This is a genomic window from Streptomyces capoamus (assembly GCF_014654935.1).
Classification (GTDB): domain Bacteria; phylum Actinomycetota; class Actinomycetes; order Streptomycetales; family Streptomycetaceae; genus Streptomyces; species Streptomyces capoamus.
In genome coordinates this window covers 15,826-29,170 of sequence record NZ_BNBF01000034.1, presented here as the reverse complement: position 1 = coordinate 29,170, position 13,345 = coordinate 15,826, and the positions used below count along the sequence as shown (strand labels likewise).

Sequence of the window (13,345 nt, the reverse complement as noted above, 5' to 3'; positions counted from 1 at the left end):
GGGAGGAACACGGAGGTGGTGGCGGCTGCGCCGAGGGCGGCCGATGACCGCGATCACCGCCGCCCTGCGGCAACGCAAACTTCCGCGGCCACCGCCATCCCCCCTCGGAGGTACGTGAGCCATGCGCCCTGCCACACCCCGGTGCCCACCCCGACGACGAAGTCAGGCCGAAAGGGGCCCCAACGGCCGCTCGGTCACGGGTCACCCTGTGCAGTGCGGGCCTGCCAGCCGTGAAAGCGAGCCAGACAGGACCATGCCACGACGCTGCGAACACCACCGCGTGGATCGGATCCCGCCAGGGGGGCCACCTGCCTGCAGCTCCGTCGGCCGACGCGAGCGGACGGGCGGCGAGGTTGCGGGTTCTGGGAGAAGACGGCCGCCAGTACCTCGCTTTCGACGCTGCGGCTCGGGCCGGGTCGTGGAGGTCCTAGGAGACCTGGCCCACGCGGACCGCATCGCCGTGCTGGTCCCGGCGCTGGCACGGGCCTGGACACCTACGACGCTCTGGGCGGCGATCCCACCGCCGGCCTGTTTCGCCGGGACGGAGCTGCCTCCTCATGCGCGGTCCCGGCCACCGATGCCGTGCGCGTGGATCACCGGTCGCTGAGTGGTGCGGGCCGGGAGCTACGCAGGGAGCTGTTCCGGCAGGACCTGGCGGCCAAGGTGGCCGCCGTCACCTAGCTCGGCTACGACACACCAGGCCTGACCGGCCCGGCGATCCTGACCGACACCCGTGCCCGTGCCACAGCTCCCGCCTTGCGCACCTTCGTCGCCACGGCCCACCGGGTCAATCCACAGGCCAACGTGACCCTGCTGTGCCACTCCTACGGGTCGGTGGTCTGTGGCCAAGCCGCTCCCCTGCTGGATGTTGCGTCCATCGTGCTATTCGCCAGCCTGGGCGTCGACGAATCCGATGTGGCCGCGCTCCACACTCGCGCAGCCGTGTGGGCAGGTCGTGGCAGCGGCGACGGGATCGCCAAGGTCCCGCATCTGAGCATCGGCCTGCCCGGCGACGCCAGCCTGGGCTTCAGCCAGGACCCCACCGCCAGCGCGTTCGGTGCCCGCCGCTTCGCGGCCGGGGACGGTGGCCACAGCGACTACTTCACGCCCGGCTCCCTGGTATCTCTCAGCGCGCCGGACTCGGTGATGGTGACAGCGGTGCCGAGCCAGTGGCCCGGGACCACGACGGATGGCCAGGATGCGGGCAAAGTTGTGCACCGCCGCGCGGACGTGGTGCCCCGCAGCCTCCCCGGCAGAGCTGGCCATCGCCGTCTCTCCGAAGGGGGAGTATGAGGTTGCGGGGCTCTCCCGGCGGCGGGCCGGCGCAACCCCGCTCCTGCACTCCACCGATGTCCCGCAGCGGGGGCACCGTAGGCGTTGCCGGTGTTGAGTAAGCGCTGTCCCGCGAATGATCTACGACGTGTTGGTCGACCAGACGAAGAGGTTGCGGATCGAGCTGTGGTCCGAGACAGCAAGGATTCAGCCACGCGAAGCCAGCATGCGGCGCATCCGGTCGGCACGGTCCAGAAGATTCGTTCGGACGACCGGGACAACATGTGCTGCCAAGGCTTCCGCTCGCTTCACGTACGTCTGGTCGATACCGAACACTGGGAAGAGGCTTTTTGTGTAAGTCGACGCCGGCATGGTTCCACTGCGGTGGATGGTCTGCACGAGATCGAGGTAGGCCTCGGTGTGGGGCCTGAGCAAGTCGTCTTGCCCGGCGCTCCAGAACAGCGTCGCAACGGACTGGACCGAGGCGAGAGGCACCGCGCGATCCGTCACCAGTGTCTGCCACACCGCGTTCTTCTCGGCCGCGTCCGGGGTTGCTGCGCGGACCTGTAGCCTGCTGACCCATGCGTCGGGATCCGGGTCACGGTCGAGTAGGGCCTGTGCCTCGGTTGTGGTCTGGCTTCGGAGCTGAGCCTTGCGAACCAGTGCTCGCCACTGGAGATCGATGTCTTCTTCGGCCTCGTTCTGGAGCCACACGATGTCATGCGGTTCGGTCGCGGTGCGGGCGAAGCCGCGCAACGCCGCTTTCCGGTAGGCGCTGACGTCGGCGAGGTTGCACGTCGCAGCCACTGTTGGCAGCAACTGGTCCCGCTCCGCCTCCGGGCTCCGCAGGTCTGCGGCTTCCACAGCCAGGTTGAGACAAGGCTCGATCACTGACGCGGACGTCTCGACGGCGAGCACTCCGGCCAGGCACTGTACGACTTCGGCGGCTGTCGCTTCGCCGTTGATCAGCATGTCCCAGGCCGTGGTGACGGCGACACCCCGAGCGGTCGCAGTGGGCAGGCGCGCGGCATTGCGGAAGAAGGCGTCTCTGGTCGTGGCGTCAGGTCTCGTCGAGGCGAAAGTCAGGTCTTCGTCGTTGACCAGATACAGGTCGGCTCCCACCGGTAGGTCGAGCGGGGTGCGTGTGCCCGCTACCTCGACTTCGGCGAGTGCCATGCGCTCAAGACGGTCCCCGGAATGCTTGTAGGCACCGACGGCGAGCACATGCGGGCGCGGTTGGCCACCCGGGCCCTGTGCGAGGAGGACGAACCCGTCCCCGTCGTGATCGAGGGTCAGTCGGTCGGTGCCGGCTGTTTCCAGCCATCCCACGCGCCACTGATCCAGCTCACGTCCGCTGGCCTCGGCGACCGCGTCGATCAGGTCCTGCAGAGTGGTGTTGCCCCAGGCGTGCGTGGCGAAGTAGTTGGTGAGACCGGCGGCGAAGTTCGCCTCGCCGACGTACGTCATCAGCTGGTGCAGTACAGATGCGCCCTTGGGGTAGGTGATGGCATCGAATGTCGCTTCGGCCTCGGAGACATCATGCACCTTTTGACGGATCGGGTGTGTTGTCGGTCCCTGGTCCATGAAATAGGCTTTGAGCTTCTCGCCGGCCAGGTGCGCCGTCCACGCGTCCCTGTAAGACGTCACGCATACGGCGGCCCAGTTGCTCGCGAACTCCGCGAATGCCTCGTTGAGCCTGGGAAGGACCAACGGCGCACAGAGCCGAGATCTTCGATGTGAGGGTCACCGCTGTTGCTCAGCACCCGCCAGCCGGCAGGAGCAGTCACTGTGAACTCCCACGGCAGCGCGACCCGCTCACCCCCTTCCGCCCGGTCACGGCACTGCGCGGCGCGGGGGTGCCGCCGACGCAGCTGATTCGGCGGTGGCTGCTGGACGCGGACGCCGACCAGCCGCTGGAACACCTCGACCTGAGCGGTGTCCCGGAGGTGGCTGCGGCGCGGCGGCGGTGGGCGGGTGTGAGTGGGGCTCACAGGGCTCGCGAAATTGTTGGGCGGCTGAGGATGTTGACCACGTCATGACTCAAGGACCAGCGCCTCGCCCACTGTCCGACGACGCCCTCTCCCATCTGCTCGGCAAGCAGCAGTTCGGCACGCTCGCCACTGTCAAGCGCAGTGGCCACCCGCATCTGACCACCATGCTGTACAGCTGGGACTCCGAGGCCCGCATCGTGCGGTTCTCCACGACGGTCGACCGCATCAAGGTAGGGCACCTGCGACGCGATCCGCGTGCCTCACTGCATGTGCAGGGCGGCGACGTGTGGTCGTTCGCCGTCGCCGAAGGCGAGGCCGAGGTCTCGGACATCACGAGGGTTCCTGGCGATGCGGTCGGTCGGGAACTGCTCGGAATGATCCAGCAGGCTGCGAAGCCGGAGAATGAAGACGCCTTTCTGGAGCAGTTGGTTGCTGAGCGCCGAGTGGTCATCCGGTTGAAGGTGAATCGGATGTATGGAACAGCGCTCGACATCAACGGCTAGGACGCATGGGGTCGGTGCTGGTCATAGCCACTCGTTGAGGGCTGCGACCAGCACGGTCGCGTGATAGCGGACGGCGAGTTTGTCGTACCTCCTGGCGACGGCACGGTGGCGGTTCAGTCGGTTGATTCCGCAATCGACGGCGTGCCGCTGCTCGTAGTCGGCGTTGCCGAACTGCGGCGGCGGCCACCGCGCGCGGGAACCGAGCTCCTGGCGCTTGCGAATCTGGTCGGCCTGCTCCCGAATGGTGCACCGCACGCCGCGCCCCCGGCACCAGGGGTTTCACACCAGTTCCGAAACGCTGGACCGTCGAGCGGACCTACGGCTGGCTCATGCTCCATCGCCGCCTCACCCGCGGATACGAAGCCCTCCCCGAACGCTCCGAAGCCATGATCCACCTCGCCGTGACCGACCTCATGGCCCGCCGCCTCACCGGCGACAACACCATCTCCTGACGCGACCCGACATCACCGGAACAAACCCGCATCACGGGATAAGACACCGGGATGAAACGACCTCTTAAGTGTTCATGGGCCGCAGCCGTTCAAGACCGTGGCCCCGGTGGCCGGGGCACCGCCGTTGGTCCGGCGTACTACGAGGCACTTCCCGAGCCCGGTTGGAGCGCGCTGACGCTCAGGAGGCCGACCGTCCCGGCGCAGGCCGTCGAGGTGTAGGCGACGTAGATCGGGGTCGTCTGGCCCGGCGGGTAGACCTGCAGGTACTGTGCGGCGGTCGGGTGGCACTGCTCCGTAGGGTAGTTGCCGGCGTCCGTGATCCGCAGCAACGCGTTGCCGGTGGCCCCCGGTGCCAGCGTCACCAGCGCGCGGGGGGCCGTGGTGTTCCGTGTGGCGGCCGGGCCGATCTGATGGACCGGGCTGCCTCCCGCGAGTGACACCCCGGGGTAGCCATACAGGGTGCAGGTGGTCTGACCGATGTTGGTGAAGTCGATCACCTGGTAGACGCTGCCGGCGGTGCCCTGGCTGACACCAGGTCTGGCCTTCAGGTAGCGGGTCGGGCAGGCGGCGGTGCGCTTGGGCGTCGTTCCGGCCGGTTGTGCCTGGGTATTGCTGCCCCTACTGCCGGCCTGAGCCCTGTTGGCCGCGGTCGGCGTTGTCGCGGCTGGCGTTGTCGGGGCTGGCGTTGTCGGGGCTGGCGTTGTCGGGGCTGGCGTTGTCGCTTCTGGCGTTGCCGTGACCGACGCGCCAGCAGCCGTGGCCGCAGTGGTGCCTCCGGAGGAGGTGGCTGAGCCCGCGCTGCAGCCGGTGGCGAGCACGACGACGCCGGTGAGCGCGGTGGCCAGGAATACTCGCCGGAGCGTGAGTGAAGATGACATCGCGGTTGCCCTTCTTGCTGCGCAGAGCGGCTCATTGGCCGTGTGACACTCATGACACCGCATGTGCCGCGCCGGTTGTACCGGACGCGTCCCAGCAATTTCACTGTTATGTCACGCCGCTATGGCCTGTCTGACAATGATCATGTCGCTGACTCGCGGAGCCCGACGCGGCCCCGACTTCGTCGACGATGGGGTGGTCGCGCAGCAGCTGGCAAGAGGCAGGGAGCGGCGGTGTAGCCAGGCTCCACTGGCCAAGCCGGTGGTCAGGTCGGTTGCTGTGCCCCGGCTGCAGCCGGCCCGACTACAACAGCTCTTCCTCCCGCAGCCTCATCGGTGCCGGCCCGACGCCGGTAATCAGCCTGTGCGGGCTGTGCGGGCTGTGCGCCGAGGCACCACGCACCGATCGCTGCGCGAGGCCGACGGCCCCGTCGACCTGCGGCAGCGCGCCCTCCTGCGCCCGGGTCAATGCCCGCTTCCGGCAGCTGAAGCACAGCCTGACCAGAGCCGGCGTCCGGCCTGCAAGCGGTGCGCCGACCGGGCCAACGGTGAGGCGCAGCGCCACGACGAGGACCTGGCCGTCGCCGAGATGCGCGAGCACGGATTCGAAGCCCAGGAACCGTACCGCGGGGTCAAGTACCCCTGGCGGTGTCTGTGCCACGGCTGCGGCACCATCACCCCGCCGACCTTCGGATCCATCCTCGCCGGCCAGAGCGGATGCCGACGCTGCGCCGACCTCCGCGCCGGCGCCGCCCGACGGGAAGACCCCGAGCGCGCCGCCGCCTCCATGCGCGAGGCCGGTCTCGAGCCCCTGGAGCCCTACACCACGACCATGACGCCCTGGCGCTGCCGCTGCACCACCTGCGGCCGGACCTCGACCCCCACCCTGTCCAAGATCCGCAGCGGCCGCAGATGCAAGTACTGCGCCCGCTTCGGCTTCGACCGCGCCGCGCCCGCCCGCGTCTACGTCGTCACCCGCGCACAGCACGGCGCCGTCAAGATCGGCGTCGCCGGCGCCCTTCAGCGCAACGACCGCATCGCTCAGCACCGCCGTCTCGGATGGACTCTATTCTACGAACACGACGTGCCCACCGGCGACGACGCCCTCTCCGTGGAGCAGACGATCCTGCGGCGCCTGCGCGCCGCCGGACACGGCGTCTTCCTCACCGCCGTCCAGATGCCCAACGGCTGGACCGAGACGTTCGACGCAGTCCGCGTCACGGCCGCCCAGCTCGGGGAAGCGATCCGAGAACACCAGAGCACGCCAGCCCCTCCCGAGCCGCTGACCTGTTCTAGTGTCTTGCCCCCGAAGTTCCTAGGCAGTTCCGGCTGAGTCGCGGACGGCCAATGCTGCCTGGTCGGCGACGAGAATCCGACCGCCGAGACGAGACAGATCTACCCACGCATTTGCAGCGCAGGACACTAGAGTTGAGGCGACATTCAGCGACGGAACCACGGGGGACTGATGACCGGTCAGTGGGAAACACTTGGCGAAACGGGCGGCGTCGAGGCGTATGTGCACCGGCCGGCGGGTGACGTGCGGGGCGCCGTGGTGGTCTGCTCGGAGCTCTACGGAGTGAATGCCTACGTCCGCGACACCTGCGCCGAGTTGGCGGCCTCCGGCTATGTCGCGCTGGCGCCCGACTACTACTGGCGCAGCGCCCGCCGCACCGGACTCGGGTACTCCGCCGAGGAGCGCGACGACGGCCTCGTGCTGATGCGCGCCCTGGACCGGGACGAATTGGTGGCCGACGCCTCCGCGGCGCTGGCCGCGGCACGCACGGAAACCGGGGAGCGGGGCGTGGCCTTCCTCGGACTGAGCATGGGCGGGCACATCGCGGTCCGGGCCGCGACCGAGCTGAGCTTCGAGCTGGCGGTCCTCTTCTACCCGGGCTGGCTGCTGAACAGCGGCTTCCCGCTGGTCGGTCCGGTGCCCCCACTGGAGACCAGCGAGCGGATCACCGCGGGCGGCGCGTTCCTGCTGGGCTTTCGCGGCGAGCTGGACCACATCATCCCGGCCGAGGAATGGGAGCAGGCCGAGCGACAGCTCACCGAGGCGAAGGTGCCGCACGAGCTGGTGACCTACCCGGGCGCCCGGCACGGCTTCGCCTGTGCGGACCGCCCGGACGACCACGACCCACAGGCCAGCGCGGACGCCTGGCGCAAGGTCTACGCCGCCCTTGAGTCGCACCTTTAGTGTCCTGTGCCGGAAGTTCCTAGGTAGTTCCGGCTGAGTCGCGGACGGCCGATGCTGCCTGGTCGGCGAGGAGAATCCGACCGCCAAGACGAGACAGATCCACCCACGTATTCGCGGCGCAGGACACCAGCGGCCCAGCCAGGCCGGGGAGCAAGCCAACGTCGGCGGCCCGGGGCAGTAGGGGCGGTTTATGCCGCGCCCTGGAGGGGGATGGCCGCCGCGGCGGCCTGCTTGGCGCACGCATACGCGGCCCCCGCCCAATCAGTCCGGCACCGCACGGCAACGAGCCTGGCGGATGCTCGCACCGGTGTGCGACGCTTCGGGGACAACCAGCCTGGTCTGGTGAGAGGCCCCGCGCCGCCCTTCAAGGTCATCTCGGTGACCGGGGCGCGGTACGGGTTGTCTTGCTCGGCTGTGCGCGGCCCCACGCCGTGTGCTTGATGCCCTCCCCCACGGGGGCGTGATGGGCTCGACCCCAAGATCGAGGGGCGAACCAGTGAGTACGTTCACCGTAGTAACACAGCAGCATCCCGACCGCGCCGTGATCACCGTGTGCGGGGAAATGGATCTGGAGACCTGTCCCGAGCTGGCGCAGGCAGCGTCCGTCATCGCGCTGGACAGCAAGCCGCTGTACCTGGATTTGTCGGGAGTCTCCTTCATGGACTCCAGCGGGCTGAACCTGCTGCTTCTGCTGCACCAGCGCCTGCGCGGTGAAGGCAGCCGCCTGGCCCTCACCGGTCTTCAGCCCCACGTGGTCCGCCTGCTGCAGGTGACGGGGACCTACGCCTTGTTCTCGGCGGATATCCCGACGGTGGTCGGCGCCGACGCAGCCCTGACCGTTTGACCGGCCAAACAGCCAAAGGGCCGCGGATGGCGCTCGAGATGAGGTGAGCACCGCCCTGTCCTGGCCGGGCGGCCGGTTATGTGACGCAGACCGGTGCTGCCGCATAGAACCGTGCGTCTACCAGTTACAGGGGCCGGCGGCCGCCGATGGCGCCGTCGGGGTCGTCGGCCAGGGCGAGGCGGGCGGTGATGCGCTTGCCGACCGGCTCGCGCTGCGCCTCGAAGCCCTGGCAGACAGCCATCACGATCTCCGCCGTGCTGGCCTACCCGGCCCGCGTCCGCGGCCCGCGCCACGGGCAGCACCGGGTCGGAGTCCCACACCACGACCTCCACCACGCTCCCGGTGAGGCGCACGTCCAGCAGCACCGGCCCTGGAGCGTCCTTGCGGGAGTTGGTGACCAGCTCACTGACCACCAGCTGCGTGAGGTCCATGGCCCGCTGCGAGACCGGGATGCCATGCTCGGCCTGGACCCGGGTCAGAAAACCGGCGGCCGGGTGACGGGCCCGGGCGATGTCCTCGCCGTCCCCAACCAGGGCAGCGCTGGTCTGAATGGCCGACCTGTCCGGTGCCGCGCCGTCCGCCGGCGCCGGGTCTGCTTCGGCCACGACCGCCATCCGTTCCTCCGTTCACCCCAATCGCCATTCGTTGACGTCCGTCTTGTCGAGCCCCGACTGGTCGCGGAGATCGATGTCGACACCGCCCAGGACCGGGGAGGCTGGCGCCACCCAGTGCGGGTCGTACGACTCCGCGACGACATGCCACCCGGCGACATCGCCGAGTTCGGTGACGGGGCAGTGCCGGCCCCCGGATGACAACCGACCGACCCCGCGCCGGAACCCTCCGGGACGCGATGGCAGTGACCCACGGGCACCACATGACACCCCGCAGCCCGCTGCGGCCCCGCGCCCCGGATCAGTCCGCGGGTGTCCCGTCTCAACGGAGTTTGACCAGTCTCACTGAAATTCGATCGCTGTAGCTACGGGGCTTCCGGGCCGGCGTCTCCGGCTTGTACGGCGGCCGCCGCCTCCAGCAGGGGCCAGCCGTCAACCTCCACCGCCCGCCGCTCCTCCGGTTGCCACCCCCGGGCCAGCGCCACATCCAGCAGCGCCCGGACGACGCCCGGCTCGTGCAGGTTCAGGTCTGCGCCCTGAGTGAAGCCCACGTCCCCGGAGCCGAAGGGGGCCCCGCCCGGGACGTACCGGCCGGGCCCGTCGGCAAAGACAATGCGCAGCGGCCCGCCGATGCCGGCAGGCTGAGGGAACAGGGTCAGAATCTGGCGGCAGTCCATGGACCGCCCATCGTGGCCCCTTCGGTGGCTGTGGCGCATCGTCCACATGTACACGCGCCCGTCGGCAACCAGCCGGCGCAGCTTCTTCGAATGGCGAGGCACACAGGTGAGGCTACGCGGCCCGATCCACAAGACACCCCGCGCGGTGAGCAAGATTCGATGAGACGAACAGGATGGTCGTCGAACTTCAGTGAGACCGGTCATCGCCTCGAGGTGGCGGAGACCTTCCGTTTCGACAGCGCGTGGATGCGTGAGCCACTGCGCGAGAGCCTCCTCGCATCCGGCTGGACGTGGCGGGGAGTCGTCTTCGGCACGTTGTGGGGACCCCGGTGTCCTTCTGAGAGAGCCCGCGGCGCGTTCGGCACGTCGTCGTGCCGTACTTTGCGACTGGCCAAGTGCGCTTGCTTCTTGGCCGTTTTCGCACGTCCCCACTGCCTGAGGAACTGCCCGTGTCCCACACACCGCCCCTGGGCGGCCCGACCACCTCGTACACCCCCGCTCAGATACGGCGCAACCGCCTGATCTTCCTCGGTGTGGTCCTTGTCCTCGCGGGCCTGGTGGCGTTCGTGACCCTGGGCCCCCACGACACGAAGGACCAGTCCGCCACGCTCCACGCCGGCGACTGCTTCCAGAACGTCGGGACGGACAAGCACGCGAAGGCCAAGAAGCTCGACTGCACCGACCCGCACGCCGACTACAAGGTCTTGAAGATGGACAAGGGCGGAGTCGTCGACACCTTCTCGTGCTCCGGCGTTCCAGGCACGACCGGCTCACTCACCCAGATGGGCGCGGAAGGATCGTTCGTCGTCTGCTTCAAGGAGAACGACGACAAGGGCAGCAACTAGGCGCGTCCAACTCCTGCACAGCAGCGACGCCGAGCGGGACGACATCATCGTCGACGTCCTCATGAGCGCGCGGAAGGCGTTCCGCACGAAGGCCCCCGTCAACGGCGGCGGGAACCCCGAGTTCGGTGGCAGCAAGGGCCCCTGCTGCCTGATGACCTACTTCATCGGCCGGTGCATGTGGGACTTCCGCCGTGTCTACCTGCACTGGGCCAGGGAGCGCGAGCGCATCGCGCAGGTGGAAGCCGCCCTGCTCGACCCGGGAGCGTTCTTCCGCCTCCTGACCGCTCTGCCGCACCACAGCGAGCCGGAGACGATACTGTTCTCGACGTCCTTCATGGACCTGCTGGACGGACGCCCAGCCGGCCGAGACCAGTGCCGTGGTGCGTCTGACCTGCGAGGGGACCAGGACGGGGAGATCGCGGACCGTCTCAAGTCGAAGATCGGCACCGTCCGCCCCCGCCGGTACCGCTTCAGGCGGGTTCTGTACCAGGCCGCCAGCGAGCGGACCAGCTGCACGTCAATGGCATCCGCAAGCAGCAGCAGACTGCCGGACGAGTGTGTACGACTTCGTGCTGCTGGTGCGCGCTGGCCGTGCTGGTCATGGCGTCCGACCTGGCAGGGGTGATCGGGTGTGTTTCTGCCATAGGCAGAGGGGAGAGCAGTTTCAACCTACGTATCTACGGAGTGCCGTAGGAGGTGGAGAACGTCTGCGCGTTGTCGGGATGCTTGTGCAGCAGGAGCCGAGGTCGGATCGACCGACTCATCGTGTTCTACCTGGACATCGCACGCGGCGAGAAGACACAGCGCACGCAGCATCTACTCGAGGCGCTCGCGCAGCTGTCTGAGTTCCTTGACGCATGTGTCGGGGGCGGCAAATCAATTGAAAGCAGAGTGCAAGCCGAGGGTTCCCTCCCTCTCTAGAACTCTTCAGAGAGGGTGGTCGCCTTGTGGTCCCTCTCCGGGGTCCTCGGAGGGTGCCAGCGGCCGCTGCGAGGACCCCTCCGGCGCCAGACACGGTCGTGCGAGCGAGATCCCCTCCCTATCTCAGCGCATGTTCACCCTCGCTCTCGCGAGGAACCGGAGCATTGTCGGTGGTGGCCGGTACGTTGCGATCATGGGTCTCTACTTGGTGAGTGTCGCCGCGCAGGACTGGTCACGGCGGGGCGAGGACGGGTACGGGGACATCGCCGCCGCGCTGAACACCGAGCTGGAGCGGCGCGGGCTGCCCCCTTACGAGCTGCGGCAGGCCGCGCGGGAGGCGCCGGGCTGGTTCGAGGAGAAGGTCAGCCCGCCCATGGACGGCTTCGTGGCGCTGTGCAGGACGCGGCTGACCGACGCGGAGCTGTCGGCCCTTCTCGACTGGAGCGTGCTGGTGCCGTTCGCGCTGGAGGAGGAGATCGTGCTCCCCGTCGGCACCGCCTACTCCGGCGAGGAGACAGCGGTCGCCGGGGCCCCGCGGGTGCTCGCCCTGGCCGAGCGGCTGGCCGGCGCCGTCGCACTGCCCGTGGACGCGATACCGGCGGGCGACAACCTTGCACTGAGCCTGTGGTTCCTGGAAGGCGGGGCGGAGCAGACCGCCCGGGTACGGCCGGGACCGTGGGCCGAGGACCGGGACGCGGCCTTCTACGTGGCGCTCTACCTACGCGCCGCGCAGTACTCCCTGCGGTACGGCTGCCCGATGACCTACTCCTGAGCCACCGCGGCAGCCGCCGAGGCAGCCATGGCGCCGGCCGACGTCGGCGGCGACACCGCAGGCAAGGATCGCGCTCGCCTTCCACAACGCGCGCAGCTGCCCTAACGGGCGGGCCTTCTGCTTCTGCGGGCGCCTCACCTTTGGCGCGGCCCGCTCGGAGACCACGGGCAAGAAACGGGACTCGCCGTCGGCGTCAACGGCGGTGACGTACTCGTGTTCCAGCTCTGGCCGGCAGGCGACAAATTGGTCGCTGCGCCGGGAGGTCTAGCGGATCAGCTCGTGCGGGACGTCGGCGACGTCCATCACCGGGCGGCGCCCGGCGGTTACCGTGTGCGGCTCGGAGGCCAGCCCCAGCGCCGCACACGCTTCGGCCATCACCAGCTCGTTGTTTCAGTGACACAGAACTTCTGTCTCGCGATCTTGGCCCTTGCTTGCCTGTCGATTCCTTGAGCTTCACACTCGCTCTGAAGGCGAGGTTCGCCATGCCGAGGTGTTGAACTGACGCCGACGCGCAGCAGGTCCCGCAGTTCCAGTGCCGCCGGCAGTGGGGTGGCGGGCAGGGCCGCGTGGAGGGTGCGGCGTAGGGCGGGGTCGTCGAGGCGGCACAGGACGACTTCGTCGGGGACGGCCCAGGCGGCCAGGGAGGGGACCAGTGCTACGCCGAGTCCGGCGGCGACGTAGCCGAATTTTCCGGTCCACTCCGCGATCCGAATGATCTTCTTCGGGGTGAAGCCGGCCCGGGCGCAGGCGTCGGCGAGCATCGTCGGACGGTCGCCGTAGGTGCTCTGCACCCAGGGCTCGTCGCGTAGTTCGCGCAGGCGGACCGTCCCGGCTCCGGCCAGGCGGTGCTCGTGCGGGAGGGTGACGAGCAGTTCGTCCTCGCACAGTTCGGTCGTGGTGACACCATCGGCCGCCGGCAGCCCGGACGGGTAGTCGCTGACGACGGCGAGGTCCAGTGCCCCGTCCGTGAGGCGCCGCATCAGCGTGTCGGTCGGGCCCTCGATCGCGACGACCTCGACGTCCGGCCTGGCGTCCTGGAGGGCGCGCAGGGCGGTGGGCAGCAGCTGGATGTTGGCGGTGGCGAACGCGCCCACGTGCAGCAACCCGCCGTGGCCCGCGTGTAGGACGGCCAGTTCCCGCTGCGCCCGCACCAGTCGGTCGAGCACCTCCACGGCGTGCCGGTGCAGCGCCCTCCCGGCGGGATTGAGCCGTACGCCCCTCGGCAGCCGTTCGAACAGGGGCCCGCCCGCCTGCTGTTCCAGCGTGGCGATCCGCCGGGACACCGCGGACTGCGTGTAGTTGAGCCGGCTGGCGGCATGCGTGAACGACCCGGTCTCGGCCACGGTCACGAGCAGCCGCAGCGCATCGATCTCGTACATGTTCCT

At 69.0% G+C, this 13,345-nt stretch carries 13 protein-coding genes and 4 pseudogenes; 9 read left to right on the top strand and 8 right to left on the bottom strand.

Annotated features, from left to right (window positions below):
• Window positions 1–693: 693 nt before the first annotated feature.
• Window positions 694–1,293, top strand: a pseudogene (locus IE312_RS34430) (alpha/beta hydrolase); the annotation flags it as partial.
• Between the two features lie 186 nt (window positions 1,294–1,479).
• Here IE312_RS34430 and IE312_RS34425 read toward each other — a convergent pair.
• The gene (locus tag IE312_RS34425) at window positions 1,480–2,982 is read right to left on the bottom strand and encodes a M1 family aminopeptidase (protein ID WP_189986151.1); all 1,503 of its coding nucleotides are present in this window, start codon (window positions 2,980–2,982) and stop codon (window positions 1,480–1,482) included.
• Window positions 2,983–3,307: 325 nt separating this feature from the next.
• Between IE312_RS34425 and IE312_RS34420 the strand changes: the two genes are divergently transcribed.
• Window positions 3,308–3,766, top strand: coding sequence for a PPOX class F420-dependent oxidoreductase (locus IE312_RS34420; RefSeq protein ID WP_189986150.1), 459 nt, complete (start codon window positions 3,308–3,310; stop codon window positions 3,764–3,766).
• A gap of 21 nt (window positions 3,767–3,787) precedes the next feature.
• Here IE312_RS34420 and IE312_RS43160 read toward each other — a convergent pair whose 3' ends face one another.
• On the bottom strand, window positions 3,788–4,021 hold the full coding sequence (locus IE312_RS43160; protein WP_229900780.1) for a hypothetical protein: 234 nt from the start codon (window positions 4,019–4,021) through the stop codon (window positions 3,788–3,790).
• Here IE312_RS43160 and IE312_RS34410 point away from each other — a divergent pair.
• Window positions 4,021–4,218 (top strand): annotated as a pseudogene (locus IE312_RS34410) (transposase); the annotation flags it as partial. The gene IE312_RS43160 and the pseudogene IE312_RS34410 overlap by 1 nt on opposite strands.
• A 137-nt stretch (window positions 4,219–4,355) precedes the next feature.
• On the opposite strand, the gene IE312_RS34405 reads toward IE312_RS34410, so the two are convergent.
• Entirely contained in the window at window positions 4,356–5,096 is a 741-nt protein-coding gene (locus IE312_RS34405) for a DUF4232 domain-containing protein (protein WP_189986149.1), read from the bottom strand.
• A 301-nt stretch (window positions 5,097–5,397) separates the two neighbouring features.
• Window positions 5,398–5,694 carry a hypothetical protein gene (locus IE312_RS34400; protein WP_189986148.1) on the bottom strand — a complete coding sequence of 99 codons (297 nt, stop codon included), beginning with the start codon at window positions 5,692–5,694 and terminating at the stop codon, window positions 5,398–5,400.
• Here IE312_RS34400 and IE312_RS34395 point away from each other — a divergent pair.
• The 3 genes from IE312_RS34395 to IE312_RS34385 all read left to right on the top strand — a co-directional run bounded on the left by IE312_RS34395 (window position 5,683) and on the right by IE312_RS34385 (window position 8,134).
• A complete protein-coding gene (locus IE312_RS34395) occupies window positions 5,683–6,426 on the top strand; it encodes a hypothetical protein (protein WP_189986147.1) in 744 nt (247 codons plus the stop codon). The two genes, IE312_RS34400 and IE312_RS34395, sit on opposite strands and share 12 nt — an antisense overlap.
• A 132-nt stretch (window positions 6,427–6,558) precedes the next feature.
• Window positions 6,559–7,290, top strand: coding sequence for a dienelactone hydrolase family protein (locus IE312_RS34390; protein WP_189986146.1), 732 nt, complete (start codon window positions 6,559–6,561; stop codon window positions 7,288–7,290).
• 496 nt (window positions 7,291–7,786) lie between these two features.
• Window positions 7,787–8,134: an STAS domain-containing protein gene (locus IE312_RS34385; RefSeq protein WP_189986145.1), complete on the top strand. Its 348-nt coding sequence runs from the start codon at window positions 7,787–7,789 to the stop codon at window positions 8,132–8,134.
• Window positions 8,135–8,258: 124 nt separating this feature from the next.
• On the opposite strand, the pseudogene IE312_RS34380 reads toward IE312_RS34385, so the two are convergent.
• The 3 genes and pseudogenes from IE312_RS34380 to IE312_RS34370 all read right to left on the bottom strand — a co-directional run bounded on the left by IE312_RS34380 (window position 8,259) and on the right by IE312_RS34370 (window position 9,422).
• Window positions 8,259–8,748, bottom strand: a pseudogene (locus IE312_RS34380) (ATP-binding protein).
• Between the two features lie 12 nt (window positions 8,749–8,760).
• Window positions 8,761–8,949: a hypothetical protein gene (locus IE312_RS34375; protein ID WP_189986144.1), complete on the bottom strand. Its 189-nt coding sequence runs from the start codon at window positions 8,947–8,949 to the stop codon at window positions 8,761–8,763.
• 161 nt (window positions 8,950–9,110) lie between these two features.
• Entirely contained in the window at window positions 9,111–9,422 is a 312-nt protein-coding gene (locus tag IE312_RS34370) for a hypothetical protein (protein ID WP_370467662.1), read from the bottom strand.
• Window positions 9,423–9,871: 449 nt separating this feature from the next.
• Between IE312_RS34370 and IE312_RS34365 the strand changes: the two genes are divergently transcribed.
• From IE312_RS34365 to IE312_RS34355, 3 genes are all read left to right on the top strand, one after another.
• Window positions 9,872–10,267, top strand: coding sequence for an LppU/SCO3897 family protein (locus tag IE312_RS34365; protein ID WP_189986143.1), 396 nt, complete (start codon window positions 9,872–9,874; stop codon window positions 10,265–10,267).
• Window positions 10,268–10,328: 61 nt separating this feature from the next.
• A complete protein-coding gene (locus IE312_RS34360) occupies window positions 10,329–10,892 on the top strand; it encodes a hypothetical protein (RefSeq protein ID WP_189986142.1) in 564 nt (187 codons plus the stop codon).
• Between the two features lie 489 nt (window positions 10,893–11,381).
• Complete coding sequence (locus IE312_RS34355) at window positions 11,382–11,960, top strand: hypothetical protein (RefSeq protein ID WP_189986141.1); 579 nt, start codon at window positions 11,382–11,384, stop codon at window positions 11,958–11,960.
• A gap of 497 nt (window positions 11,961–12,457) precedes the next feature.
• On the opposite strand, the pseudogene IE312_RS34350 reads toward IE312_RS34355, so the two are convergent.
• Window positions 12,458–13,339: pseudogene (locus IE312_RS34350) on the bottom strand (LysR family transcriptional regulator); the annotation flags it as partial.
• Window positions 13,340–13,345: the final 6 nt, after the last annotated feature.

What these genes read in the sequence shown, in the direction of transcription:
- IE312_RS34420 (WP_189986150.1), top strand. Translation starts at nt 3,308, where the DNA reads ATGACTCAAGGACCAGCGCCTCGCCCACTGTCCGACGACGCCCTCTCC.
- IE312_RS34405 (WP_189986149.1), bottom strand. Translation starts at nt 5,096, where the DNA reads ATGTCATCTTCACTCACGCTCCGGCGAGTATTCCTGGCCACCGCGCTC.
- IE312_RS34395 (WP_189986147.1), top strand. Translation starts at nt 5,683, where the DNA reads ATGCGCGAGCACGGATTCGAAGCCCAGGAACCGTACCGCGGGGTCAAG.
- IE312_RS34390 (WP_189986146.1), top strand. Translation starts at nt 6,559, where the DNA reads ATGACCGGTCAGTGGGAAACACTTGGCGAAACGGGCGGCGTCGAGGCG.
- IE312_RS34370 (WP_370467662.1), bottom strand. Translation starts at nt 9,422, where the DNA reads ATGGACTGCCGCCAGATTCTGACCCTGTTCCCTCAGCCTGCCGGCATC.
- IE312_RS34360 (WP_189986142.1), top strand. Translation starts at nt 10,329, where the DNA reads ATGAGCGCGCGGAAGGCGTTCCGCACGAAGGCCCCCGTCAACGGCGGC.
- IE312_RS34355 (WP_189986141.1), top strand. Translation starts at nt 11,382, where the DNA reads ATGGGTCTCTACTTGGTGAGTGTCGCCGCGCAGGACTGGTCACGGCGG.